The 26,038-nt window shown below is 37.3% G+C and carries 20 protein-coding genes and 2 pseudogenes; 8 read left to right on the top strand and 14 right to left on the bottom strand.

Annotation, left to right across the window (positions count from 1 at the left end; genetic code table 11):
• Positions 1 to 12 precede the first annotated feature (12 nt).
• From HMPREF2961_RS06825 to HMPREF2961_RS06805, 5 genes are all read left to right on the top strand, one after another.
• The gene (locus HMPREF2961_RS06825; protein WP_002315041.1) at positions 13 to 423 is read left to right on the top strand and encodes a VOC family protein; all 411 of its coding nucleotides are present in this window, start codon (positions 13 to 15) and stop codon (positions 421 to 423) included.
• Positions 424 to 597: 174 nt separating this feature from the next.
• Positions 598 to 2,826 (top strand): type IA DNA topoisomerase, encoded by a 2,229-nt coding sequence (gene topB / locus HMPREF2961_RS06820; protein ID WP_024636303.1) that lies wholly within the window; start codon positions 598 to 600, stop codon positions 2,824 to 2,826.
• Positions 2,827 to 2,996: 170 nt separating this feature from the next.
• Complete coding sequence (locus HMPREF2961_RS06815) at positions 2,997 to 3,281, top strand: hypothetical protein (RefSeq protein WP_002313773.1); 285 nt, start codon at positions 2,997 to 2,999, stop codon at positions 3,279 to 3,281.
• 161 nt (positions 3,282 to 3,442) lie between these two features.
• Entirely contained in the window at positions 3,443 to 3,679 is a 237-nt protein-coding gene (locus HMPREF2961_RS06810; protein ID WP_002289715.1) for an AbrB/MazE/SpoVT family DNA-binding domain-containing protein, read from the top strand.
• On the top strand, positions 3,676 to 4,074 hold the full coding sequence (locus HMPREF2961_RS06805) for a type II toxin-antitoxin system death-on-curing family toxin (RefSeq protein WP_002315039.1): 399 nt from the start codon (positions 3,676 to 3,678) through the stop codon (positions 4,072 to 4,074). The genes HMPREF2961_RS06810 and HMPREF2961_RS06805 overlap by 4 nt, the downstream gene beginning before the upstream one ends.
• A 659-nt stretch (positions 4,075 to 4,733) precedes the next feature.
• On the opposite strand, the gene HMPREF2961_RS06800 is transcribed toward HMPREF2961_RS06805, so the two are convergent.
• From HMPREF2961_RS06800 to HMPREF2961_RS06780, 5 genes are all read right to left on the bottom strand, one after another.
• Positions 4,734 to 5,678: an L-lactate dehydrogenase gene (locus HMPREF2961_RS06800; protein ID WP_002315038.1), complete on the bottom strand. Its 945-nt coding sequence runs from the start codon at positions 5,676 to 5,678 to the stop codon at positions 4,734 to 4,736.
• A 123-nt stretch (positions 5,679 to 5,801) separates the two neighbouring features.
• The gene (locus tag HMPREF2961_RS06795; protein WP_002315037.1) at positions 5,802 to 6,044 is read right to left on the bottom strand and encodes a hypothetical protein; all 243 of its coding nucleotides are present in this window, start codon (positions 6,042 to 6,044) and stop codon (positions 5,802 to 5,804) included.
• Positions 6,045 to 6,069: 25 nt separating this feature from the next.
• Positions 6,070 to 6,402, bottom strand: coding sequence for a hypothetical protein (locus HMPREF2961_RS06790; protein ID WP_002315036.1), 333 nt, complete (start codon positions 6,400 to 6,402; stop codon positions 6,070 to 6,072).
• Between the two features lie 70 nt (positions 6,403 to 6,472).
• On the bottom strand, positions 6,473 to 6,715 hold the full coding sequence (locus HMPREF2961_RS06785) for a hypothetical protein (protein WP_002339290.1): 243 nt from the start codon (positions 6,713 to 6,715) through the stop codon (positions 6,473 to 6,475).
• Positions 6,716 to 7,279: 564 nt separating this feature from the next.
• Complete coding sequence (locus tag HMPREF2961_RS06780) at positions 7,280 to 8,224, bottom strand: AraC family transcriptional regulator (protein ID WP_024635189.1); 945 nt, start codon at positions 8,222 to 8,224, stop codon at positions 7,280 to 7,282.
• Between the two features lie 221 nt (positions 8,225 to 8,445).
• On the opposite strand from HMPREF2961_RS06780, the pseudogene HMPREF2961_RS06775 reads away from it, so the two are divergent.
• Positions 8,446 to 9,658 (top strand): annotated as a pseudogene (locus tag HMPREF2961_RS06775) (MFS transporter).
• A 21-nt stretch (positions 9,659 to 9,679) separates the two neighbouring features.
• Positions 9,680 to 11,695, top strand: coding sequence for an alpha-L-rhamnosidase-related protein (locus HMPREF2961_RS06770; protein WP_002315032.1), 2,016 nt, complete (start codon positions 9,680 to 9,682; stop codon positions 11,693 to 11,695).
• An 82-nt stretch (positions 11,696 to 11,777) separates the two neighbouring features.
• Here the strand turns inward: HMPREF2961_RS06770 and HMPREF2961_RS06765 are convergent, their stop codons facing one another.
• The 5 genes from HMPREF2961_RS06765 to HMPREF2961_RS06745 form a co-directional block, all read right to left on the bottom strand.
• The gene (locus tag HMPREF2961_RS06765) at positions 11,778 to 13,151 is read right to left on the bottom strand and encodes a PTS ascorbate transporter subunit IIC (RefSeq protein WP_002313768.1); all 1,374 of its coding nucleotides are present in this window, start codon (positions 13,149 to 13,151) and stop codon (positions 11,778 to 11,780) included.
• 25 nt (positions 13,152 to 13,176) lie between these two features.
• Positions 13,177 to 13,461, bottom strand: a complete 285-nt coding sequence (locus HMPREF2961_RS06760) for a PTS sugar transporter subunit IIB (protein WP_002315031.1) — start codon at positions 13,459 to 13,461, stop codon at positions 13,177 to 13,179.
• A 1-nt stretch (position 13,462) separates the two neighbouring features.
• A complete protein-coding gene (locus tag HMPREF2961_RS06755) occupies positions 13,463 to 15,478 on the bottom strand; it encodes a BglG family transcription antiterminator (RefSeq protein WP_002315030.1) in 2,016 nt (671 codons plus the stop codon).
• 161 nt (positions 15,479 to 15,639) lie between these two features.
• Positions 15,640 to 15,945: a hypothetical protein gene (locus tag HMPREF2961_RS06750; protein WP_002315029.1), complete on the bottom strand. Its 306-nt coding sequence runs from the start codon at positions 15,943 to 15,945 to the stop codon at positions 15,640 to 15,642.
• A gap of 95 nt (positions 15,946 to 16,040) precedes the next feature.
• Positions 16,041 to 17,072, bottom strand: coding sequence for a Gfo/Idh/MocA family oxidoreductase (locus tag HMPREF2961_RS06745; protein WP_002315028.1), 1,032 nt, complete (start codon positions 17,070 to 17,072; stop codon positions 16,041 to 16,043).
• A gap of 206 nt (positions 17,073 to 17,278) precedes the next feature.
• On the opposite strand from HMPREF2961_RS06745, the gene HMPREF2961_RS06740 reads away from it, so the two are divergent.
• Positions 17,279 to 18,154: a MurR/RpiR family transcriptional regulator gene (locus HMPREF2961_RS06740; protein WP_002315027.1), complete on the top strand. Its 876-nt coding sequence runs from the start codon at positions 17,279 to 17,281 to the stop codon at positions 18,152 to 18,154.
• Between the two features lie 121 nt (positions 18,155 to 18,275).
• Here HMPREF2961_RS06740 and HMPREF2961_RS06735 read toward each other — a convergent pair whose 3' ends face one another.
• The 4 genes and pseudogenes from HMPREF2961_RS06735 to HMPREF2961_RS06720 all read right to left on the bottom strand — a co-directional run bounded on the left by HMPREF2961_RS06735 (position 18,276) and on the right by HMPREF2961_RS06720 (position 25,895).
• Positions 18,276 to 19,118 carry a class C sortase gene (locus tag HMPREF2961_RS06735; RefSeq protein WP_002315026.1) on the bottom strand — a complete coding sequence of 281 codons (843 nt, stop codon included), beginning with the start codon at positions 19,116 to 19,118 and terminating at the stop codon, positions 18,276 to 18,278.
• Between the two features lie 91 nt (positions 19,119 to 19,209).
• Positions 19,210 to 21,087, bottom strand: a complete 1,878-nt coding sequence (locus HMPREF2961_RS06730) for a SpaH/EbpB family LPXTG-anchored major pilin (protein ID WP_070704384.1) — start codon at positions 21,085 to 21,087, stop codon at positions 19,210 to 19,212.
• On the bottom strand, positions 21,084 to 22,505 hold the full coding sequence (locus tag HMPREF2961_RS06725; RefSeq protein ID WP_070704381.1) for a SpaH/EbpB family LPXTG-anchored major pilin: 1,422 nt from the start codon (positions 22,503 to 22,505) through the stop codon (positions 21,084 to 21,086). The genes HMPREF2961_RS06730 and HMPREF2961_RS06725 overlap by 4 nt, the downstream gene beginning before the upstream one ends.
• 1 nt (position 22,506) lies before the next feature.
• A pseudogene (locus tag HMPREF2961_RS06720) lies at positions 22,507 to 25,895 on the bottom strand (SpaA isopeptide-forming pilin-related protein).
• Between the last annotated feature and the right edge of the window lie 143 nt (positions 25,896 to 26,038).

Raw genomic sequence — 26,038 nt, 5'->3', positions numbered from 1 at the left:
GAGCTGTTTTCATTGGATATCTATCTGAACTTCAAAAATGAGTCTCGTGAAGCCATCGCTTTTTATGAAAAAGTTTTTGAGACTGAAGCATCAGGTATCACCACATACGGTGAAATGCCTGGAATAGAACAAATGAACTTGCCAGAAGAAGCAAAAAATCTAATCACGAATGCACGGTTGAACATTTATGATACATTAGTTATGTTTGCAGATACGCCAGAAGGAATCGGTCCTGAATTGATTGTTGGAAATAATGTTTCTTTAGTCATCCAAACAAGAAATGAAGAAGAAACGAAGCGTCTATTTGAAAGCTTAGCTGAGGGTGGTAAGATTGAGATGCCGCTGGATAGTGTTCCGTGGGCTCAATTGTATGGGATGGTAACTGATCGATTTGGCATCAACTGGCAGATTAACCAAGAGTGACAGCTAAAGATGAATATTTTCTAGAAACATCAAGCAGCAAACGGAACATCGTTTGTTTGCTTGATGTTTTTTGTGCCTGTTTCGACTATACGGTATCTTTTTTTTATTGCCAGATGCGAAAATATGTTCCATAATAGAGAAGTCCGCAAAAAATCAAGTAACGGAGGTCAGAAGATGAAGACGGTGATACTAGCTGAAAAACCTTCACAAGCAAAAGCCTATGCCGAAACCTTCCAACAGCGAAAGCGGCATGAAGGGTATTATGAAATCAGCGATCCATTGTTTGCTGGTGAAGTAACCATCACTTATGGTTTTGGACATTTGGTAGATATGGTTGCTCCAGGAGCTTATGAAGAGCGTTGGGCAAAATGGTCGTTAGAAAATTTGCCTATTTTCCCAGAAACCTTCCGTTACGAAGTTCCAAGGGACAAACGTGCGCAATTTTCGATCGTAAAGCGAGAGTTACAGTCAGCCGATACCATTATTATTGCAACAGATGGTGATCGAGAAGGTGAAGCCATCGCGTGGTCGATTATTCGACAAGCAAACGCATTTTCTAAGGAAAAGAACTATTTACGTTTATGGATCAATTCTCTTGAAAAAGAAGCAATATATGAAGGTTTTAAGAATCTCCAACCTGGAAAGAACTATTTTCCAAAATATAAAGAAGCGCAAGCAAGGCAGAATGCTGATTGGCTGATTGGAATGAACGGAAGCCCATTATATAGCTTACTGCTTCAACGAAAAGGGATTGATGGCAGTTTTTCTCTTGGTCGTGTACAAACGCCGACACTCTACATGATTTATCAGCTGCAAGAAGAAATCAAACACTTCAAAAAAGAAACGTACTTTGAAGGAGAAGGTTTAATTACGACAAACAAAGGACAGTTTTCAGGAAAAATCGTACCAAAAAAAGCATTTAAAACACAAGAAGAGTTAACGAAGGAAATAGAGAAATTCGGAGCACATTTAGGTAAGCAAAACGGAAGGATTCTTGAAGTTACGAAAAAGGAAAAGAGGTTGCATAGCCCACGTTTATTTTCGCTATCTAGTTTGCAGACAAAGATGAATCAGCTAATGAAAGCAAGTGCTAAAGCCACACTTGATGCTGCTCAAGGATTGTATGAAAGCAAATTTCTAAGCTATCCAAGAACGGATTCCTTTTACATCACAGAAAACGAGCATCAGTATCTGGTTAAACATCTGCAAAACTATAAAAAGTTTTTAGGAATAGAAGAAGTACAGACAACTGAGATCAGAGCAAAGAAACGGTATGTCGATGCGAAAAAAGTTCAAGAACATCACGCAATCATTCCGACAAAGACGATTCCGACTCCTGCACGCTTTGCGAAGCTATCTAAATTACAGCAAGCAATCTATTTGCAAGTCTTACGTACCACTGTGGCTATGTTTGCCGCAGATTATATTTATGAAGAGACGACTGTAATGACCGGTGTACAGCAATTAAAGCTAAAAAGTATCGGAAAGATCCCATTACAACAAGGGTGGCAGGAAATCTTGCGCATCAAGTCAAAAAAGAAAGAAGCTCAGACTCTTCCTCCTATCGTAGAAAATGAAGAAGCAGAAGTAGAGCTGAAAAGTATGGAGAAAGAAACACAACCTCCGAAACCCTATACCGAAGGAACCTTAATCACAGCAATGAAAACTGCGGGAAAAACGCTGGATAATGATGAAGCGCAAGAAATCCTCAAAGAAGTAGAAGGAATAGGGACCGAAGCTACGCGGGCCAATATCATTGAAAATCTTAAGCAGAAACATTACATCGAAGTCAATAAAAACGAAATAATCGTTACGCCAAAAGGAATCACTCTTTGTAAGGCAGTAGCTAATGAACCATTGCTGACAAGTGCAGAAATGACTGCACGCTGGGAAGGATACTTGAGAAAAATTGGTAACCAAGAAGGGACGCCATCTGTTTTTTTAGAAAACATCAAAAAATTCATCTTACATTTATTGGCAGAAGTACCTAATCAAATCGATAAGGTAGATTTCTCAGATGAGATCAGCGGAACACGCCAGATAAAAGCGATGGAGAAGAAAAACGATCAATTAGGAAGATGTCCAAAATGTAAAAAAGGGATAGTCATGCTTTATCCTAAAATCGCTACATGCTTGAACCCAGAATGTGACTTCAAATTGTGGCCAACAGTAGCTAAAAAGAAGCTGACTAAAACAAATCTCAGAGATTTGCTTTCAAAAGGAAAGACAAGTAAAGTTGTCAAAGGTTTTACTGGTAAAAAAGGGAAATTCGATGCAGTTTTAGTATTAAAAGAAGATATGACGATCGGTTTTTCTTTTCCATGGATCGAAAACAGCGGAACAAAAGCAGTTGATGGAAACAAAGAAACATCAAGAAAAAATAATGAAAACGAAGTAGAGTAAATGAAAACAATGAAATAGCAGAATATTTATTCCGAAAAGTGAGAATATAAATACCAATAAAACCAAAAAATATCAGTCAATCAAGCAAAAATGTTGGGGTAGGCTGATTTTATATAGATAGCAAGGAGTTTTTTTATTTGAAAAAAGTGCATTCATTTTTAAATTATCTTATGGGAGCAATCACGATTGTGGCTGTGTACCAAGCATTTCTAAAGTATCCTGATTACGGGACGAAGTTGTTGTCATTGACGCACAATCAAACAGCATATTCACCAACGTTGATTTTATCGACTTTGACTGCAGGAGCTAAAAGCGCTACTTATTTTTTTCATAAAACGACAAGCATGCTGAAGCGAAAGAAACAGCGTAAACAATTATTGATGGTGGTAGGGGCTATGATCATTATTTATTTCCTACCAGTTATTACGCAAGTATTCCATCAATATTTTGGTTAAGAATACGAGAGTTTGTGACAAAAGTCATGTCACAAACTTTTTTTACTTTTTCTTTGTCGTTTTTTCGTAAGAAAAAGCAAATCAATAGTATATACATTGATTAAATGTATATACTTAGATATAATGTACTTACTATAGAATGGTATAGAGGGTGGCGAAATATGAAAAAAATGAAAAAGTATAAAATTAGAAAATCCGGCAATAGCGATGTAACAACTATCCCACCAGAAGTAAAAGAATTCATGGGTGTGCAGACAGGTGACGCAATCAGTTATGTTTTTCAATCTGATGGTTCTGTACGAATGATCAAAGCACAAGAAGAACCTGATATTGATTCATTAGTTGATTCGATCATGAATCAATATGAAGACGCGTTAAAAGATTTGGTTGATTTATGAGGTATCTTTCGACTAAAGAAATTATCAAAATCAACGCAAAAGTTATTTTACGTTACTCACCAGGCGAAATGATTGGTGTAAAAGATGCCAATGCATTAGATATGGCTGTTAAACAGCCTTCACAAGCAGTATTTAATCAAGAACTCTATCCCGAAGTCTATGAAAAAGCGGCAATTCTAGCAATTAATTTAGCTAAAAAACATCCTTTTCATAATGGTAATAAACGAACTGCTCTTGTTGCCATGCTGTTGTTTCTTCAATTGAATAATTGTTCAGTTGCTTTTTCTCGTCAAGAAGCTGTTGATTTTATCATAATGATTACCACTAGTTCGTTGGATTTCGATTCACTGAAGTCCAAGATAACCAATTATTTACGACAAACCGCAATAAAATGAACAAATTAAAAACTTTATTTCTCAATTAGATCAGCATGTCATTAAAAAATATGCTGATTTTTTGTATGGTTGTTCATACAAAAAAGTTTTTTCATAAATATATGGATTAATTTTGAAATAATTGATTTAAAAGGAATACAAAAGAGTGAATAGTAGGAAATAGTGGTTTAGAACTAGTGGATTGATTTTTTATATATTTTAGTTTACATAATATATATTATACAAAGTAGATTTAAAAAATAATAAGCCTCTCTCGAACGGTTTTTTATCAAAAATCGTCATTTTTCCATCAAAATCTACTTGTGCAAAATTATAAAAAAATTTTGCAGTTTTTCTTACTTTTTCAGCGTTTAATTAAATGATAAAAACCATTTTCTTTATACAGTTAATCAGATTACGACTCACTGTATTTATGTTTGCCATCACTGAAGGATTTTTAATCACATAGATAAATCATTTACTTAAGTTTTAGTTGTCATTGATATCGATTCGATTATTTAATCAGCAAATTACATTTCATACGTATGGATCATTTTCGACCGAATCGATTATAATCATTCCGTTTATTTGCTTACCTATAGATATCAATAAAAAACCTGCTTAACAGCTGAAATATCTGTTAAGCAGGTTTTGATTTTTTAGTTCTTACTCATTATTTCTTATAATACAGTGTTCAATACTTCTCTTAAAGCACTTGTTGATTTGCTGAACATTGCTTTTTCTTCTTCGTTGATGGACAATTCAACAACTTCACGAACACCATTTTCGTCAACGATTGATGGCACACCTGTAAAGATATCTTTTTCGTTGTATTCACCAGTTAAGTAAGCAGATACAGGCAATACAGCTTGTTCGTTATTCAAGATAGCTTTTACGATACGTGCAGTACTCATACCAATACCATAATAAGTTGCTTTTTTACGATCAATGATCTCATAAGCAGCATTACGAACTTTATCAGCAATTACATCTAATTCGTCTTTTGCGATACGATGATCTTTTTCTACAATTTCAAAAACTGGTTTACCACCAACAGTTGTATGTGACCATGCAGCAACTTCTGAATCACCATGTTCACCTAAGATATAGCCGTGAACGCTACGTGGGTCTACTTTTAATTTCAATGCGATTTCTTTACGGAAACGAGTTGTATCCAATGTTGTACCAGTACCGATAACACGTGATGTTGGCAGGCCTGACTCGTTCCAAGCGATATATGTCAAAATATCCACTGGATTTGAAGCAACAACGATAATTCCGTCGAATCCTGATCCCATGATTTCTTTGACGATTTGGCGCATGATTGACGCATTTGTCTTAACTAAATCTAAACGAGATTGGCCAGGTTTTTGGTTGATACCAGCTGTGATAACAACGATATCTGAATCTTTACATTCTTCATAACCGCCTGACCATACAGCAACGTTTTCATCGCCCCAAGCCATACCATCTAAAAGATCCAGTGCTTCCCCTTCTGCTTTTTCTTGGTTCACATCGATCAAGACTAATTCATTAGAGATTCCTTGGTTGATCATTGCATAAGCGATACTTGTTCCAACAAAACCTGTACCGACGATTACTACTTTACGACTTGTTTTTTTCATGAATAAACAGCTCCTTTTTCATAACTATTTGTTACTTTCATGGAAATTATAGTCTTGTTTATTCATTTTATCAATATGTTAATTATAATAGCTGTTATTATAATTTTTGATGGAAACGAATTCCTAAATACGTACAACAGATAACTGATAAACGATTACACCCATGTACCCTGCCAACACAACTAAAAGTACTAACGCTATCACTAATGGAGCTACTTTAGCTCCACCTTCATCAAAGCTATACTTTTTCCTTGTACGCTTTAGAACTGAAAATAAAACCAAGCCAAAAATAATTAACCATAATAAAAAGCCAATCGCACCTAAAATCAATATCCCTTCATTTACGATTGAAATTCCTATATCCATTTGCTCTGCTCCCTCATTGTCCCATCTAAAGTTTTGTTTTGTTATAAACGTTTTTCTTTACTTTGTCCGTATCAGTCAATCCTTTTTCGTAATTTTCTTGGATCGTTTTCTTTTGTATTTTATAGGATGCAGCTAACTGTCTTTTAAATCGGCGTTTGTTTTTTCGTATACTGGTGCCTTTTAGATATTCATAGAACTGTTTGACGATAAAAATGAACAGATAGACGGCAAAAAACGGGGACAATCCGTATCGGATGAGATACATAGCAACGAAGGTGGCAAAAATACCAGTTCCTTCATTTTGTGCTAAGACAGCAAATTCGCTTAAAAAAGTTATGATAAATGCAAAATTTCCCATGCTTCACCTCATTGTAAATAGTAAATAGTTGCCGTATCATCCTTTGATTTCTTTAAAGAGATAGAAAACATCACTTACGATAGTTTTTATATTGCTGCTGCTTCTGAAAACCCTTATTACCAGGTGCGTTACTCTTCGTACTTGAACTTGCGGACATCTTTTTGCTCAACAGAACAGTTAATAGAATCACGAAAAAAAGAGCACCTAATAACACAAAACGATACTTAGACAAGTACATAGCGAACGCAGAAAATAAATCAGTTTGTCCAACAACGCTGTAAGCAGCTAAACCACTTAACCAAGCCTTTACCATTTTCATCTCCTCCTCCCTTCTTCAATCACATTATCTAAAGGATACAATAAAAGAAGTTTAAAAAAGGAACTGCTTTTTCTTGTTTATGAAAAAACTGTTCCTTCTATATGTTTATTGGAAGATAAGAAATGAGTACACTAGTATCGGATATACCTTATGATATGTACCAAACAAAAGTCTATCTGTCTGACTAACCTATTGAAATGAGTGAATATTATGAAGAATAAGTCCAATGGTTCATCTTAGATAAAGTATGTCTTTTTGAGTGTCCTCTATTTTTTTCTGCCACGTGTCCAATTAACAATGGATTCCCATCTATGGACGCTAATCTTCCAAGTTAGAAAGATCAGCGTATCTATCATCACTGTATGCTTACTAGTGAGTATTTATCAAATGAAGAGAAGGCAAAAGTGGAAACAGCCACTACTAAAACATCTATTTATAGCAACTTATCTCCTATATGGTGCCATCAACTTTTTCCTTCTTCTCTTGATTGAGTTTAGTTAATACGCGGTTAAGACTTTGAATAGTCTTACCTGTTTTTTGCATGTCAGACTGTTCTTCTTATCGGGTGTTTCTCCATTCATTGGGTGTACATGTTGAATACTTTTTGAATAATTTGAATAAAGAAGTGGTTTGTTTATATCCGATGCGATTAGCAATCTCTTCCAACGAAAAACTCGTTTCTTGAATCAATTCCAATGCAAAGTCAAATTTTTTTTGTAGAACCAATTCTTGAAAAGAAGCATCAAAATACATTTTCAATTTATTACTAAGGTAGACCGGATTGTAGCCAAAATGAGCCGCTGTTTCTTTTAACGTACAAGAAGTAAAATGCTTATCGATATAATCCAATATACCAAGCATCTCGTTTTCTGCGTATCCATCTGCTGACGAAAAGGTTTGCTGTTCTAATAAATGAGTCAATTCGATTAGTAGTAGTGATATATATAGGTTTAGTGAACGGATTTTATGACTGTATGTATCAAAATAAATCAACAGCATATTTTCAATCAAATGCGTCAAACGACTCGCTTTTCCGCCATGAAAATGAATGAATTGCGTATGTTCTCCCTTTTCTTTTGCCGCATTGATTAAAAAAGAAGAAAGCAGATTATTGGTGCTTGCCAAATGGTTCAATATTTCTGTAGATAAGGTCTCTTCCTTTAATAAGATGTTGATTAAAATATCCTCTTGACCTGTGTATTCAATTCTTTGAGTAGCTTCTTTATCAATGATTACCACGTCACTTTCTTCCATATCCACTCTTTCTCCATTGATGACCTGTGAACATCTTCCGCTATACATATAATTGATTTCAACAAAATCATGTGTATGCTCAGGAACTTCCGCATATCGACGGTGTTTACTGATATGAATATTTCCGTTTTGAAATAAATCTCCTCGGTGGATTTTTGGTGGTGTCTGAAGATGATAAGCTAAGTTTAAGTCATTGACATTCTTTCCTTGTTCACGCTGCAGAGTTTCGATTGATTCTTCATTACGCAAAAAAGTGTCTAATTCAGCTAGTTCCAATTGACTTCCTCCTTCTTGTAAGCAGTTTCTTTCGCTTATTAGTTTACGCTGTACTGCAATTATATGCAAAGCTATTTTGGTTTTCACAAAGACTTTCTATGGTTAGGACATGAATTTCCTGTGGTTCCGCTATTGAGTGAAGAGCTACTTCATACTATATTTTTGATAAGCGCTTACAAAAAAGTGAAAGGAATATGTGTATGAATAAAAAAATGATGAAATTTTCTCTACTGTCAGTCTCTCTTATTTTGACTTCTGCTGGTGCGGTCACATCAGCGATTCCCAGTATGTCAGCTACTTATGCCTCGCGTTCTTTATCTGCTGTTGAATTATTAACGACTGCTCCATCTTTTATGGTCACTATTTTCGTTTTGTTTAGTAGTTTTATTGCTAGGAGAATCGGACAAAAACAGACTGTGATCATCGGGTTAGTGATTGCATCGATTTGTGGTGTCTCCCCTCTTCTCGCAAAGTTACAGTATCGTCTTAGCTTCACGAGCTGGGCTAGGCATTGGCTTCGGATTGATCAATTCTTTGGCAGTCAGCATGATTGCTGCCTTTTATCACGGAGATGAACGTGCATCTATGATTGGTTTTCAAAGTGCATTTCAGGGATTTGGTGCAGCTCTAATGACATTTGTTGCAGGACAACTAGTACAGTTCGGCTGGCAATATACTTTTTTAGTCTACGCCATCAGCTTGCCTATTTTAATCTTGTTTGTTTTGTTTGTTCCTAGACCTGAAACAACTGAGATTCAAGTACAAGGCACAGCTTCAGCAAGACAAGTAATCAAAACAAATCCCAAAATGATTAATTATGGTATTTTTCTCTTACTGATCATCGTGGTATATAATGCTGTCTCAATCAAATTAGCCACAGTCTTGACGACCTATTCTCTAGGAGACGAAACCAATGCAGCGAATATCTTGACCATCATGCAGTTGGCAAGTATGGCCGCCGGAGTTTGTTTTGGCTGGCTTCAGGCAAAAGCACATCGTTATATGCTTACTCTTTCTTTACTACTGATGGGTATTGGCTTTGTATTGATTGCCAGTGCCATGAATCTGTATGTGATTGGATTTGGCGCGATTTTAACTGGGATTTCTTTTTCGTTATTCATTCCTTATTTATTCAACCAAGTGAGCATCCAAGCGCCTAAGCATGCGGAGAGTTTCAATACTTCGATCTTACTAGTTGGCGCTAATTTAGGCACTTTCATTGCACCATATGGTTTGCTTTTTCTCTCTTTTGTTTCTCTTGGAAGTAAGACACTTGCTGTTTTCGTTAATGGCAGTATCTTGCTGTTGATTAGCGCGCTTGTTAGCGTTCTAGTGGTATACAGGACGAATAGAAAGACAGTGATAAGAGTAGATGAAGAAATAAAAGAACAATTGACAACAAAATAATTTTGATGGAGGTCGCGCAAAATGACAAATGAAAAATCACAAAATAGATGGCTTTGGTATCCTGGAGACTTTGAGATCCGCCATGGACTGCTACAAAATTTCCAACGAGAAGAACGAGGTTTCGACTGGCCGGCGTACTGGTACATGGATGATTGTCATCGGAATGTCAAGTTTAAGAGATATTACTTTCTTGATCATCCTTCCATGTTCAAAGTGACGATCCAAGGAGTTGGGTACGTAGAAATTAATGGGCAAAAGCATCCATGTGGAAAATGGCTGACTTGTCCGGCTGGTAAAGTAAAAATCCGGATCTTCGTTGGACATACATCTGGGCTACCAGCGATGTTTATCGAGGGAGATGAAATAAAATCAGATATCGGCTGGACAGCAAGCAACTTTATTGAAGAATACCCAGCTGGCTGGAGTCCACTCTATGTCGATATCGCTAAAGATCCAAATCAAATCTATTATCAAAAAGAATGTGTCCATCCAGTTACTGAAACGGAGGTTAATGGAGGAGTCTTATTCGATTTTGGACGAGCAGTGAATGGCTGTGTAGAACTAATATCTCTGGACGATCCTATCGAATCCATCACTCTATGTTATGGAGAGTCCGATGTAGAAGCTATGGATATCGAGTATTGTTACTATAAACAAATTGGAATGACAAGAAAAATGAAAGCTCGTAAACGCGCTTTTCGCTATTTGTTTATACCGGAGGTTTCTACTGGAATGGTTCAACTTCAAGTTTTTCATGAATTTTTATCTCTTTCGAAACAAGCTACTTTTTTAAGCGATTCTTCTTTATTGAATCAGATCTGGTTAGTATCAGAAGAAACTTTCAAGTTATGTAGTGATTTGTTTTTTATCGACGGTATCAAACGAGACCGCTGGATTTGGTCTGGAGATGCGTATCAATCATTTATGATCAATCAATATCTTTTCTTTGACGAGGAAATCAATAAGCGAACGATATTCGCATTAAGAGGACAAAATGAAATCAAGCAACATATGAATACGATTGTCGACTATTCGATCTTATGGCTGATTGGCATCGAAAACCACTATATGATGACGAAAGACTGCGAATTTTTACGTATTGTCTATCCTAAGATGCAATCATTGATGAGGTACTTGATGGAACAAACGAATGAATTAGGGTTTATTTATGGAAGAGCAAAAGATTGGATCTTTATTGATTGGTCTGAAATGGATAAAGAAGGAACGCTTGCTGCAGAACAAGTCCTATTACTGAAAGCCTACCACTCTATGATCACTTGCGGAAATATCTTAGCTGAAACATATGGAGAGGCTGAAATTTATCCTACTGATCTCTATCAAGAAAAATATCAGGTATTGAAACAAAACCTATTTGACTACTTTTGGGATGAAGAACTTGGCGCTTTTATCGATTGCTATGAATCTGGGAGAAGAAATGTGACGCGTCATGCGAATATTTTCGCTGTTTTATTCGATTTTGCTAACAAAGAACAACAGCAATCGATTTTAAAGAATGTCTTGTTGAATGACTCGATCACACAGATCACTACCCCCTATTTTAAATTCTATGAACAAGATGCCTTATGCAAACTAGGACAGACGGAAATCGTCTACCAAACGATTCTTGATTATTGGGGAGGGATGTTATCACATGATGCGGTAACTTTCTGGGAAGAATACGACCCTACTCAAACAGGAAATGAAAAGTACAGTATGTATGGAGATCCTTATGGAAAAAGCTTATGCCATGCATGGGGAGCAAGCCCAATCTATCTTTTAGGACGCTATTTTATCGGTTTGTATCCAACAAAGCCAGGTTATGAGGAATTTATGATACAACCTAATCTAGATTCATTTGAAACACTGAATTGTACGCTACCTATCAAAGATGGAATGATTTCGCTGGAAAAAAAAGAAGATAAGATCGTGATTACTTCTGATAGAACAGGCGGAACAGTGAAAATGAATGGTAAAAGTTATCCTCTTCTAGCAAAACAGCCACTTGCCTTAACAAGCCATTCAAAAATAAATGCATAAAACAAAAAACTGCTTGCGACCTATCAGAAAACATTCGATCGTCTTCTGATATTGTCCAAGCAGTTTTTATTTTGAAGCTTGCTTAATTCTGTTCTTTAGAAACAATGTTTGTTCTTTTTCCGGCAAAAAGAAAGCTAGATAATACGACAAGTAAAAAGAAAGCGATGATTCCGACTGTCAATGCCATTTGACCGTATTCTCCTAGTTTCCCAAGTACAAGTCCTGGTACTAGATAATCAGTATCGGCAAATGTAGAAGAAGCGATTTTAAGATCTCCTAATACCGGAAGGATAAATAATGGCAACCAACTAATCAATAAGCTATTGAAAGCAGAACCTAATACCGCCCCTCTTCTACCGCCAGTCGAGTTGCCGAAAACACCAGAAGCAGCTCCGCAAAAGAAATGGCCAACTACTCCAGGGATGATGACTGTAGTCTGCAAGCCTATCATGGCAAACATCGATAGCGTTCCTACAAAGAAGCTGACAAAAAAGCCAATCAATACAGCATTAGGTGCATATGGAAAAACGATAGGGACATCTAACGCTGGTTTAGAATCAGGTACAAGCTTTTTAGCGATTCCTTGGAATGCTGGAACGATTTCTGCCAACACCATCCGAACCCCTTGAAGGACGATAACAAACCCTGCTGTAAATGTTCCAGCTTGGATCAATGCAAAGATTACAGCATTATCTCCATTGCTTAATTCTCTTTCAACAAATCCAGGACCTGCTAATAAGGCAAGTGCGACATATACGATTGACATCAAGAGCATGATCGATACAGTAGAATCTCGCAAAAAACTGAAACTTTTAGGAATCTTTATGTCCTCTGTAGAGCGGTCTTTATTTCCAAAGAACTTACCGATCCACCCGCTAGACGCATAACCGATATTGCCGGTATGCCCCAGCGCAACTTGGTTGTTCCCAGTAATGTTCTTCATGAATGGTTGACAAAGAGCGGGCGTAATAGTTAATAGTGTTCCTTCAAAAATCCCTCCTAATAAGATCATCCACACGTTTGCAGTAAATCCAGCGCTTACTAAAATGACTGCTGTCAGACAAGAAACATAAAGCATCGCTTGACCTGTAAGAAAAATAAATTTATATCTTGTGAATCGAGCAAGTAGAATATTCACGATCATCCCTACTAGCATGATCAAGGCAGTAGGTGTCCCGAATTGTTGTAAAGCAATCGCCACTACTGCTTCATTACTTGGAACTACACCTTGGGTATGCAGAGCCGTTTGGAACATCGAAGCGAAAGGGGTTAATGAATTACTGATCAGTCCAGCGCCGCCAATCAATACTAAGAATCCGACAAATGTTTTGATGGTTCCTTGGATCACTTCTGAAAATTTCTTTTTTTGCAGAACAAGCCCAAGCAGTGCAATCAGAGAAACGAGGATGGAGGGCTGACTGACGATTGAAACAAACAAATTCAACAATTTATCCATTGATATTTCCTCCCTTGAATCATTTTTATTCTTTTGACAAGATCTGTCCTACTTTTTCTTTTACTTCATCACTATCGATGATCGATTGCAACGGCACGAGTTTTTCATCCGGTATAGAAGTAAGTGTATCTTTCAAAGAATGTTCAATGAAGAAATAATCCGCCATATCGCTAGATACACTCCCAACATCCGTATGACTTACTTCGAAATCGTCCACATCTGCTCCAAGATCTGCAAGAGCTTGTTTGATGTTCATCTCTACCATAAAACTTGTTCCTAATCCACTTTGACACACTGCAAAAATTTTCATGTTATTCGTCTCCCTTTTTTATGATTGCTAGTATTTCTTCTTTTGTTGAGGCTTGTAATAGTTCTTGAAGATTTTGTTTATTAGAAAGTAGCTTGGTTAAATTTGCCAACGCCCGAAGATGTGCCTCGTTATCGATAGCGGCTAAACAGATAAATAAGCTGATGGGATGAGCAGGATCATCGATTAGATCAACTGGTTGTTGAAGTTTCAGCAAAGACATCCCTACTTCGTTTACACCGTCTTCCGGACGAGCATGCGGCAGTGCGATGTGGTCGCCGATGTGGATAAACGCACCATACTGCTCCACACGTTCAATCATCGCTTTGATATAACTCTCCTCTATTTTATTCTTTAATAATAGTGGTTGTGCGGCAAGTGTGATTGCTTCTTGCCAGTTTTTTGGTTGATCGGATAATTGGATCATTTCTTCTGTTAATAATTCAGATAGCATAGGACGTTGATCCTCCTTCTTTTCTAAAAGTTTGTTCATTTTACGATTTAAGACTTGATAGAGCTTTTCTTCATCTACACCTTCTTTTAATTCGATATATGGAAGTAGCGCAGCTAGCAATTCTTGAGCAGAAGGCATGGAGAATCCTGGTATCAGCCAATCTCTTTGTACTTGATTGATCAGCTGGTTTTTTTCCAAGTCAGTCATGATTGGTTGTAGGACATACAGCGACTTTTTCTTATTCGTAAGCGTGAGAGGCACAGTAGAAAAAACGATATCGTAAGAAGTTTCATCAACCTCGTGCAAGCGATCAGCTGAATTGGTCTCTGTAAAAAGGATCATCGGGAATAATTGCTGAAGTTCGCTTTTCAAGATCAATGAAGAGCTAATGCCACTTGGACAGACGATCACGGCTCTTATTTTTCTGTTTCTTTCTTCTTCATCTACTTTTCTTATTTCTCCGCCGAATAGTATAGTGAAAAAACCAACCTCTTCTTCAGGGATGCTCTTCCCTATCCGTTTTTCTAACGGACGCAATGCTTTTCTTGTCATTTCATAGATGGAAGCATATTGATGTTTGATTTGATCAATCATCACATTTGGCAAGTAAAAAGAATAAGAGATACGAAAATAGGCAGGTACCAAGTGATAAAAGACATTCATCAATAATTCACGAAATGAATCAAATTCTACGGCCATCAGGAATTCCATGCGATGGATGACTTCTGAAGAACATTCCAGCAAAAAATCAAGTGCAGGCTCCTGGATATCTCCTTCAACAATGGAGGCTAAGCAAAGAGAGAGAAATAGAATCTCTGACTCTAGATGTTCGGAATAGCCTAAGCCAGTCAATATTTGTCGGCTGATGTCATTGATCGCAAGAGAAGCTAAAAGTTCAGCATCTTTTACCTTTTCTACAGATATTTTCCCCATTCGATTAGTGGTCAAACTTAAATAATACGCTAACTCATCCATTCGATTGGGTGCAAAGCGTAGATCTGATAGAGAGATTGTGTTATCTAACAAATCTCTAGCTTTTGCATAACAATCAAGAGAAAGCATTGCGGTTAAATACGTGAGACCAAATCTTCCAGCGAGCGATTGCATTAAACGAGCGGTGCGATTTTTTGCTTCCTTTCTCAATATTACTTCTGCCCCCAGTAGCCTAAAGCCTGCTTTTCTAGTATATGTCAGCTGACATTCTTCCCCTTCTAATTCCTTTCTTACTTTTTTGATATCCGATAGGACTGTTCCTTTAGAAACCTGAAGAAAATCTTGAAAATGAAATACAGAAATAGGTATGCTATTCGAATAGACCATCAAATAAAGAAGATCTCTACGCTCTTGTTCGGTGTACACCGCTTCAAAGCGAGTGATATTCACGTATTTTTCTGCCCAGTCGATCGCTCGAAATTTTTTCAGATGGATATGGGTCTCATCCATATATTCGGCAAAGGGAGTTAGTTGGTTAATTGCCTCGTCTATATTTACTTCGATGATCTCGGCTGCTCTTTCTAGACTGATTTCTCTGGGTGTTTTCAGGAGATAACTAATTTTGTAGTTCACAGCGCTGTTCACCTCCTATTTGTATTCTAGTATGATACCGCTTTTAAATCGAGGGTTGTTTGGTACAACTTACAGTTAGATTTTTTTACGACTGTACCAAACGACCTCTATCGGGATACATAAAAAAAGCAGGTGACCAAATGGCTCCCTGCTTTTATGAATTAATGATGATCGTGTTTCTTTTTTGAAGTCAGTTCTGCAAATTTTTCTTTGACCTCTTCAACCGCTTTTTCGATATCTTTTTCAAAGTGATTAGGTTCGTTAGGCTCTGATTCTTCTTCTACAGAATTTGAACCGGATAAAGCTGTTTCTTTGTTTTCTGTTTCACCGGAGTTTGTACCAGCTAATGATTCTTCTTTATCTTCTGTTTCACCAGAATTAGTACCTGCTAAAGCTACTTCATCTTCCGTTTTAGGGGCCATTGAACCTCTTAATCGTTTGTGTTTTTCACCATCATAATTTGTCATATTGGTTCCTCCTAGTAATTCTATACTTTTTCATCGTACAATAAGACAGTTTGTGCGTCAAAAACAAACCCGATTCTTACAAATATGTCATGTTTTCATCTTTTATTTTCTGATTCTTGAATGCCTTTGATTCCTTCTTCCAAAATTTTCATCTGTAAGATTGTTTCTTCATCTTTAATGACTTTTTCAGCGCCATTGACTAATGTCTCGTAAATGCCTTTGTAGACGCGACTATAATCACCGACCTCGGAAATCACTTTTTCTTCATGATAATCCCCTTGTTCATCTATATAAGTCAATACACCGTAGTGTTCGGGCAAGTCGATCCCAAAGTCTTCATGATCAGGCATATAAAACATTTTAAGATGTTCTTCTTGCCGATCTTTCGTTTGTTTCACGAACATCCCTTTTTTTCCATAAACGACGAAACTTGGACGTTCTTTGATACGGAAATAGCTGGATTTTATCGAAATTTTCATGTTTCCGTAGAAAAAGTCCAAATCGAAGTAATCATTCATTCGTCCTTTCCCTAATAGTTGACGAACATCATAACGGATATCATCTGGTTCGCCGAAATAAGAAAGAACTTGGTCTACTGTATGACAAGCATGTCCATATAAATAGCTGTTTGCAGTAGAAAATTCATGCGTATTTTCTGGTACTTCCGGTCTGAAATAATCGTAATGCATTTCTACTTCTAAAATATCCCCTAATTTTCCGCTTTCGATTACTTTTTGGACTGTCAAGAAGTCAGAATCGAACCGTCTGTTTTGGTAACATTGGATAAATAGCCCTTTTTCTTTTGCTAATGCAAATAACTCTTCTGCTTCCTTTGACGTTTCTGCAAAAGGTTTTTCTACCAATACATTCTTTCCATGTTCGAGTGCCATTTTTCCATATTCATAATGAAATTGACTTGGCGTAGTAATGACAACTAATTGGATCTCAGGATCATTCCAAAGATCAGACAGCTGATCGGTATATTCGATGTCTTCAAATGTTTCCCACACTGGTTTAGATGGGGAAAAAATTTTTTTGATATTGATTTTGTCCGTAAGTTTTCTTGAAAATGGCAAATGATAGCGATTTGTACTCTTTCCATTGCCGAGATAAGCGATTGTAAGCATGATTTGTGCCTCCTTTTATTGTTGTTTTCAGTATATCTTAGAAAAATATAGAAAGTGTCTATAATAGCCATTCTGGCAAAAAAGTTCAGAAAAACATTTGTTATCATTTGGTTTGGTGAAATTTATGTTCAAAGTAAGGTAAAAAATCAAAAAGAGAGTGGCGGAACCAAGCATTTATCAGTAAGATAGAATTTGGAGGTCAGATCATGCTTATTGAAGAAAAATTAACCAAACAAGAGTTGTTTACCACGACAGAGAAACGGATCGCTGATTATATTCGGAGGAATATCGAAGCCGCAGTCTACATGACGATTGAAGAATTAGCAAAAGCTACGTATACTTCCCATTCAGCTATCATTCGTTTATGCAAAAAAATGGGCTTCAGCGGATTTAAAGAATTTCGTTTCGAACTAGGACGGGAAGTTCATCAATTGATTGCCCAGTTTAATCAAACGGTCGATCCTAATTTTCCTTTTTCAAGTGAAGATAACACACAGCAAATTGCAAAGAAAATGGCAGATTTGTCAATCCAGTCAATAAAAAAAGCGCAATTGCAGATCGAGCATCAAGATTTGGATCACATCAGTAAAGTATTGAACAACGCACAGCGAATTTTTCTTTTTGCAAAAGGCGATTCCCAAATCACGGCAAGGAAGTTCCAGAATAAAATGGTCAAGTTGAATAAATTTTTGATCTTGGCCGAAGAATATAGCGATTCTTCTTGGAATGCAGCCAATTTGACTAGCGAAGATTGCGCAGTTTTTATTAGCTACAGCGGTCGTATCCATCATTATGAACGGATAATGACCTATCTAAAGCATGTAGGAGCTCCAACATTATTGATTACCGGAAATCAGCATTCAGAAATGGCCAAACAGGCTGATATGTGTCTTGTTATATCGCAGGAGGAATATGATTTTGCTAAAGTAGCGACTTTCTCCTCTCAAATTGCCTTCGATTACGTATTAAATACGTTATTCTCAGTGATATATTCTCAAAATTTTGAAGAGAATATCCGCAATTTGAAAAACAAACAAGAATTGATGCAAAAAGGCCTTCTTAAAGAATATCGGAAAAATTGAGACAAGCTTTCTTTGATATCGTTATAAATATAGACTGGCTGAAGTTTTCTTTTTCAAACTTCAGCCAGTTTATTTGTTTACGCATTGCTTTGAATACATCTATCATAGAAAAGAGACACAGTTACCTTCTGTTTCTTATTTTAAATGTTTGCCGAAAAAGATAAATAAGAAACAGAAAAATCAGTATACTTATAGCTATCAATCCATACAGGAAGAAACGTTTGTTCTCAGATACTTTCTGTACTTCTTTCTGTACTTTTTTTGCATGATAAGGAACGCGATGCCCTCTGACAAGTAAGCGATGACTGTTGATCATATAAGGTGTACAAGTCAGTAGTGTCACGAAATCCTTCCCTTTTTCGATTCTCAGGTCTTTTGTATCAGTTGGTTCTACCGTCTTTATCTGATCGACTTGATAAGCAAGTGTCTGTCCGTTGATCTCGATATAGAAAGAATCACCTAAAGTCAGTTTTGGCAAGTCAGTGAACAACTTTGCTTGAGGCAGTCCCCGATGACTGGAAATAACGGCATGCGTACTTTCTCCCCCAGTAGGATAAGATGTCCCTTCCAATAACGAAGCGCCTTTTTCTAGCAGCACGGTATTTGTTTCGTCAAAAATCGGTAAATGGACATTGATTTCAGGAATCGTCAGAACGCCGATCGTATGTTTTTCAAAATAGGTTTTGTCTGTTTTCACTGGTTCCTTTTTCTTAGTAAAGGGATCAACACCGGGATTTCCTCCTTTTTTTGCTAATTGCTGGTTTTTCTTTGTCATGTCTTTTTGGATTTTGGCCATGACTGCTTCATTTTCTTTGACCGCTTGTTGCTGATAATGAGAGATGATCTGCTGATCCAGATAATTATTCAGCGCGTCGCTAACAAATGGATAAGCTAGTATCCCTATTCCTGAGAGAAGCAAGAAAAGCATCAGCAGATCTAGAAGTTTCCTTTTCTTTGGTTTCATTTGTGTTCTCCTTGTGATGACTGTTTGATAATAAAAGAAAAAGGAGCATTTGCGTAATCCGCTGCTCCTCTTTCCAATTCATGTACAAAGATTAAATCTGACTATGCTTGCGTCTAGCAAAGTACAATCCAGCAATCAATAGAAGGATCACACCTGCACCAATATAAAGATAGATTCCCTTACCACCTGTTGAAGGAAGTGTACCTTTGTGTTTATTTGGTATTTTTTCAGGAGAAATCAACTGTCCTGCTGTTGCGTAAGATTGTTCATCGACAGTAAATGCTATGCGGTTTGCCAATGGAACATAATTTTCTGGTGCTTTCGTTTCTTCCAGATAGTACGTGCCATATTTTAGACCTGTCACATCGATTAAACCGTTACTTGTGGTTGTAAAAACCGTTGCTGATTCTTTCGCCGATACCCAGCTGACGGCTTTTGTGGATGGGTCGATCGATAAATATTTCGCTGTGTCACTATCTTGATCACGAACGACGAATTCTGCTCCAGCAAGTGTTTGGTCTGATGTAACGTCACCATCTACTTTAACAAATCGTTTGCCCCCAGTAACGACATCGACTGACGGTGGTGTTTGATCATTTGTATGCCCGTTATCGACATTTGCTTGGTTAGAAAATCCTTTGGTTGGATCTGCTTTTTCGTTCAAATGCATATAGTAAACGAATTTCAGCGTACCACCAGGAGTTAATGAAGGAATATAATTCGGATCAACTGAAACCGTGAATCCGTTTGTTTGCTCAGTGACAGAATAATTTACTGGGTCGATTTCTTTATTTCCATCATATAAGGCATAAACATACGTTCCTGAAGAATCATTATCAAATGTTAAAGCAGCGTCATGAGTATCGATAAGTTTGAATGTTGTGTACTTGTTTTGCGTTCCTTCTTTATCAGCGATACCTAATGGGATATTGACAGAAATCTCATATTGAATTTTTTCACCGATTGCGACATCTTTTCCATTCAATTGAGGTGTTGTTTTATCAACTTTAGACGTATCATTTTTGATGGTCTTTTCTACTGGTGTTTGGCTATTTGCCAGGATCTCAAAAGGCGTGATTGTTTGATTATCAATCATTTCTGCATTATCAGGAGCTTTTACTTCTTCTAAATTATATTTTCCAACCTCTAAATGATTGACGATCAACTGACCTTTTTCAATCGTTGCCTCGGCAAAGTCATTGTTGCTGATATCATAAGAATGACCAGTAATGAAATGTTTGGCTTTCGTTTGATCCGTTGTCCAAGTGTACAATCCATCTGTGACACTTTGGATGTATTTTTTGACGCTTGGTGTTCCTTCTTCTTTAGAAATAATAAATTCTGCTCCATTTAGTGCTTCGTTTTCGGCAGTACCGATTTTTGTAACTTTCAACGTTCCATCATTACCGACTGTATTTTTAGGGTAGAGATGGATAGTATCTAGTTCTTCTGTCCCGTATTTATAAGAGCCATCTGCTTGTTTGATCATCTCATATACAGGGAAAGCTAAAACCATGTTTGCGGCAGCTGACACTCCGTCTTTTGGTTCTTCTTTGATCGTGTAGACTGCATCTTTCCCATTTTGTTTTTTAGGTAAAGATAAAGTGACATTTCCATCAGCATCTGTCGTTCCTGAAGCAACTGGTGTACCAGGAGTCAAAGACTGGACTGCTTGTTTTGCTGCATCCACCGATGCTCCTTTCTCCCGTTGCGCATAAAATTCTGGAGTGACGTTATAAACGGAAAATGAAATATCGGCTAATCCTTGGTATTGATCGAATTCACTCATTTCTTTCCCACTGTTTTGAATCAAAGGATCGGGTAAATCAGTCATTTTCTTTTTATGGAGAATGACTTGAGCTGCTGTATCCTCCGCAAACACTCTTTTTGCGCCGAAGCTACTTGTGATTAATGGTAAAATAAGAAAAAGTACTCCTAACATAACGTTTATTTTTTTATGATTTTTCATTTTTTCACTCCTGTTCTTTTTTTGATAAACAACCAGATTGTAAAGCTTGCGAATACCATACCAACAACGCCTAAAAGTGTATTTTTCGTTTCGTTTGTTTTTGGAAGAAATGGACGGCTATTTTCTTTTTTATTGACTACTTTCAATATACTGTCCGCCTCTTTATCCTCAGAAAGAAAAGTTGAAATGGTAAACGGAATTTCTGTTTCACTTAAAATATAACCAGAAGGTGCTTCGATCTCTTTTAATCGATAACTTCCTGTTTTCAACCCGGAAATTGAAAAAGCGCCATTTTTATCGGAAATCAGGTGAAGCGCATTTGATTCGTTCTTTGTCCACTTGTATCCGTTGGCTGTTTGCTGGAGGTAATTTCCTGCTTTGTTTTTAATAAGGAATACTGCGCCAGCTAATCGTTTATCTGGTTTATTTGTCTCGATTTTGACAAATTGCTTACTCCCTGTATATACAGAGACTTTCTTTGTGCTGATACCAAAACCAAAATCTAGTGTTCCGTTGTTATTGATTTCCTTGTTCGCCTGAGCTGTACTGTTTAGCTGCATCTGATAAGAAATGGTCAGGTTTTTTCCAGCATATTTTTCTAGCGAAGGAATCGAAAATGCAATTTCAAATCCGTGTGGTTTCGTGTGTATGACAAATCCTTCGGATAGCTTTTGTCCATTCGATGACATCGTTAGACTATTAGGTAAAAACGTTAATGCTCCATCCGCACTATCTGATAATACGAATTTTTGATAGTCTAAGATATTCATAGGGATCGTCGTGTGCAAGGAATAAGTGACTTTGTCACCAATCGTAAAATTATTCCTCGTTTCTTCTAATACCTTTTCAAAAGGAGGATCAGGGTAGTTATTTTCTTCATTTTTAGGATACAAATGGATAGATGAAAGTTCTTGATCGTTTTGTCCATATACAGGTAGAACAACTACCATGTTCTCTGCTTTTTCTTTGACGACTTCTGGTGCTTTGGATTCAATAAAAAGATACGCTTTCTCTCTTTTTTTATGATCTTTGGCAGGTAGAGAAAAAGAAGCAATACCATCTTCGTTGTTCAGAGTTGCGGTTGTTGCTTCTGCGATAAACGTGCCAGAAGACTTACCGTTTTTTGCAATCTCTGTTTGTGCTTCCTCTACTGTTTTCCCCTTTTCTCGTAAATGGTAAAAAGATTCTGTGACATCGTAAACTTGAAATGTGACTCCATTCAATCCCCGATACGTTTGCAATAACTCTTTTTCTTGTCCGTCACTTGGCTGGTTTTCCGGTAGTTGGCCATTTGGAAACAGTAATTTGTGCAAAGTGATCTGGACCATATCTGGTTCTGTTGCTGTTACTGCCTGAGTAAAAGCAGGTTTAAACAGTAATAAGAAGAGACACATACTAAGCCAACCAAGTTTTTTCATATTAGCTGCCCCCTCTTTCTTTTTTGAAAAAAAGATACCAAATAGAAAATGTACAACCAATCATCCCTACTAGATAGATTCCTAAGCGGCCAATTCCTCCCGTATCAGGTAATGGTACTTTTGCCTGATTCGTGATGTCTAAAGAAATCTGGTTGTTTTTGGCTCCTGGTGAAAGAACAGACTCATACTCTTGTCCATCCACTTGAATCGATCCATCTTCTTTTATGATGATAGTAACTGGATCTTTTAGTCCTTGGTATCCTTCTGGTGTAAAGGTTTCGGTCAGCTTATAAGTTCCAGGTTTTAAATTTTCGAATAGAAAGGTGTCCGTTTCTTGTCCATCTTTTGGCAATTCTAAGTCCATTTCTGGTCCTTGCAGTCTGAATTTGGCTCCTTTTAATGCCTGTCCGTTGTCTTCCTTTTTGTGTACTGTCAGGTCAAACGCTTTTAATCGATTTTGATGAGTGAGCGTCCACATGCCATTCGTTGTCTCGGTGTTTTTCCCCGTGTAAATAATCTTTCCATATTTGTCGATTTGGAATTCATAATTTCCCGGCGAAGTATCATATCCGACAGGACCAGCTGTTTCAACGACTCGGTATTCTCCAGGTGTGAGTGAATCAAAAATGGCAAGGCCTTTTTCATTCGTTGTTTGGCTGTCCATTGGCTGATAAGCACCGTTTGCTTCTTTTTTCTGTAGGGAAAAAGCTGCACCTTTAAGATTCATCTCTTTGCCCGTCCTTTGCATCGTATACTTACGTACTGCTATAGGAATTTCAACAAAAGGATTTTCAATGGTCAACTGGATCGTATCATCGGAAGTAGTGACTGTTTTTCCATCAATGGTTACCGTACCATCAGAAGCAATCTTGATTTCCCAAGTAGTCTTTTTGCTTAATTCATGCCCTTCTGGAGCTTTTGTTTCTGTCAGTGTATAAGTCATTTCTTTTTGCAATTTGACATTTTCCGGAAGAGAATAGGTCCCATCACCATTATCAGTTAGTAAAGTATCAATAGAATCTCCTGTTAATTTGAAAACAGCGCCAATGAGTTTCTTTTCTCCTGTAGAGGAATTTTTCGTTATTTTTAAGTCTAACGGTGTGAATTGTTTAGTATTCTTCCATGTCAGTGCATCTATTTGTTGAGAATCATATCCTGGTACAGGTAGTTCTTTGATTGTTTGGTAACTGAATGCTTGACCTTGATTATTATATTGAGGCAGTGATAATATCTCTTGATAACTTTCTCCGCTATTTGCAGATAATTTGTCGACGTCTGCACGTTCCCACGAATTTGCAGTATCTTTAGCTGGTTTAGTGATGCGGATATATCCGTTTTTCCAAGCTGCAGCATCTGTTGTATGGTTCCGTTGGATTTCAAAAGTGACTTGATCTGGACGATTAGCTGGATTATTGTCAAATTCTTCCCATAATTTTTTGATGTGAAGATTGATTCCGGGAGCTTTAGCAGATGGTATACCGAATTCAGCTAATTCGTCAGTGTCAATACTTGGTTGGAAAGTCGTCCTACCGTTCATTTGATACCAGAAATTCGGGTGGAAGTCCTCGTTTTCTGTCTGGATCCTCACTTGGTAATGGATTTGGATTTCTTGGTCTTTTCCTAAATAAATCTGATTGCTCTTGATCGTATTTCCATCTATAGAAATAGTTGGAGTAACTGTTGTAGGGTTTGTTCCCACGCTTTTGACTGAAAGTGTACCAGGTTGATAAATAAATGGTTCTGCGATTGGATCATTTATTTGTCCATTACTTACAGTTGCAGAGATCTGTACAGCTTTTTTAGCCAGATATTCAGAGATATCTGTTGCATGATCGGCTGATTCATAATAAAGGTCACCTTTTTCATCTGCTGAAACCATTTGCCGCATACGAGACTCTACTTCTGCTTTGGATAGACCAGCTGCTGGATCGCTTTGAAGTTGGATACCAAGACCATGTATCTCGATTCCTCGTTCTTTGAGCGCCATCGCTTCTCCTATAGTTGCGATAAATGTGCTGTCTATTCTTCTGGATTGGTTGTTTTGGTCAGGTGCATAATAGCTTCTTGCAATTCGAGAAGTATTTCCCGGCTGATCTTGAGTATTGGAAAACTGGGTACCGTAATAATCGTTGCTTGATTGTGCGTGTACTCGCTGTACTTTATAAGAAAATGTCGGTACACCATCCGTCAGCAAGACGATCACTTTTTTATGTCCATTTGGAACGGATAGCATGTCTCCTGCATCTCTTAGTCCTTTTTGTGTAAAAGTACCGCCATTTGTCCATGAAGGTGTGATGGATTTTACTTGATTTTTACTGAATCAAATGAACCCATCTGCACAGTACCGTTACTGTACAGATGGCCTTCGCTGGAGTAGCCGACATATCCCATATTGATTTTGTCTGTGATACCGCTATCTGCTAAAGTATCGACAAAACGATCGACACCGATTTTTACTTCACCGATCCGATCATTGTCGTTCATACTTCCTGACCAGTCTACGACCAATACGAGATCAAGAGGCGTGATATCTTTTTGTACATTTCCACGGGCATTCAAATAAACATCAAACAATCCAGGTGTAGTTGTCTCCTTTGCAAACTTACGTATCGCATAGTCTGCTTGATTGCCTGTTCCCCCGTATTCGATATACGAATGAGTCCGATCATTAGGATCTCCATCCCAAGAATTTATCCCATCCCATTGATTTGATCCATTTTTATTACCTTGGTGATCAAGAACATTTGTATTTCCTGTAGGTTGCCAATTGGCTTTAGGATAAGTGCCTTGATCATCCGTCGTATACTCTGTAGGAATCGTCTGGTTAGCTGAAACAGTCATAGCTGGCAAAGACAATGTAGGCAATGTAAAGGGACTGACAGAATTTTCATTTTCTTCTGATATTCCTTCTTTTGTTTCGTCTGTATTTGGTGTTGACACTTCTGTCTCTTTCTTGTGTTCTGTCGCATCAGTAATGTCATACTCTTTATTATCGACGATCAGCTTATTTGTCTGGCTGTGATAAAGTGTTGGATCGATTGGAAGACTTAGATTGATCGTTTGTTTAGTGTTTGGAGAGATTTCCAGCGTGGTTTTCCCGCTTTTTACCTGATAAGCATAGCCATCTCCTTCCTTTCTTTCCACATCTCTTAAGTAATTCTCAACTAGACCAATTTCTTTCTCTACCTTTTCTGTACTGTTGTTATTCGCATTTAGTTTGACGTTCAGTGCTTTTTTCCCAGATTGATCTGAAGTGATTTCAGCTGAAATGATTTCTAACATCGTTGGATTATCTGTAGCTTCTGCTGTTGCAGTTACAGGCAGAATGTTCGATAAACTCAATAATATCAGCACAAAAACAACTTTCAGCTTCTTCCCTGTGGTCGTCATTTTTCCCCTCCTTTTTATTTTTTTCTGTTTTGACGTGAATAGTGATGATTATTAAAATAAATAAACGTATTTATTCTAATATGATAATTATTATACGAAGGGCACTAGAGGGGAGCGTCAATAATTTTGTGTAAATGGTTCTT

This window comes from Enterococcus sp. HMSC076E04, from assembly GCF_001814285.1.
GTDB classification, from domain to species: Bacteria; Bacillota; Bacilli; order Lactobacillales; family Enterococcaceae; genus Enterococcus_B; species Enterococcus_B lactis.
The sequence above is the reverse complement of the archived record's forward strand: the minus strand, read 5'-3'. Positions and strand labels throughout refer to the sequence as shown.

Coding starts and splice junctions, on each gene's coding strand:
- HMPREF2961_RS06800 (WP_002315038.1), bottom strand. CDS start 5,678: ATGAAAAAAACAAGTCGTAAAGTAGTAATCGTCGGTACAGGTTTTGTT.
- topB (WP_024636303.1), top strand. CDS start 598: ATGAAGACGGTGATACTAGCTGAAAAACCTTCACAAGCAAAAGCCTAT.
- HMPREF2961_RS06815 (WP_002313773.1), top strand. CDS start 2,997: ATGGGAGCAATCACGATTGTGGCTGTGTACCAAGCATTTCTAAAGTAT.
- HMPREF2961_RS06730 (WP_070704384.1), bottom strand. CDS start 21,087: ATGAAAAATCATAAAAAAATAAACGTTATGTTAGGAGTACTTTTTCTT.
- HMPREF2961_RS06795 (WP_002315037.1), bottom strand. CDS start 6,044: ATGGATATAGGAATTTCAATCGTAAATGAAGGGATATTGATTTTAGGT.
- HMPREF2961_RS06725 (WP_070704381.1), bottom strand. CDS start 22,505: ATGAAAAAACTTGGTTGGCTTAGTATGTGTCTCTTCTTATTACTGTTT.
- HMPREF2961_RS06770 (WP_002315032.1), top strand. CDS start 9,680: ATGACAAATGAAAAATCACAAAATAGATGGCTTTGGTATCCTGGAGAC.
- HMPREF2961_RS06810 (WP_002289715.1), top strand. CDS start 3,443: ATGAAAAAAATGAAAAAGTATAAAATTAGAAAATCCGGCAATAGCGAT.
- HMPREF2961_RS06760 (WP_002315031.1), bottom strand. CDS start 13,461: ATGAAAATTTTTGCAGTGTGTCAAAGTGGATTAGGAACAAGTTTTATG.
- HMPREF2961_RS06735 (WP_002315026.1), bottom strand. CDS start 19,118: ATGAAACCAAAGAAAAGGAAACTTCTAGATCTGCTGATGCTTTTCTTG.
- HMPREF2961_RS06745 (WP_002315028.1), bottom strand. CDS start 17,072: ATGCTTACAATCGCTTATCTCGGCAATGGAAAGAGTACAAATCGCTAT.
- HMPREF2961_RS06790 (WP_002315036.1), bottom strand. CDS start 6,402: ATGGGAAATTTTGCATTTATCATAACTTTTTTAAGCGAATTTGCTGTC.
- HMPREF2961_RS06805 (WP_002315039.1), top strand. CDS start 3,676: ATGAGGTATCTTTCGACTAAAGAAATTATCAAAATCAACGCAAAAGTT.
- HMPREF2961_RS06785 (WP_002339290.1), bottom strand. CDS start 6,715: ATGGTAAAGGCTTGGTTAAGTGGTTTAGCTGCTTACAGCGTTGTTGGA.
- HMPREF2961_RS06750 (WP_002315029.1), bottom strand. CDS start 15,945: ATGACAAATTATGATGGTGAAAAACACAAACGATTAAGAGGTTCAATG.
- HMPREF2961_RS06740 (WP_002315027.1), top strand. CDS start 17,279: ATGCTTATTGAAGAAAAATTAACCAAACAAGAGTTGTTTACCACGACA.
- HMPREF2961_RS06765 (WP_002313768.1), bottom strand. CDS start 13,151: ATGGATAAATTGTTGAATTTGTTTGTTTCAATCGTCAGTCAGCCCTCC.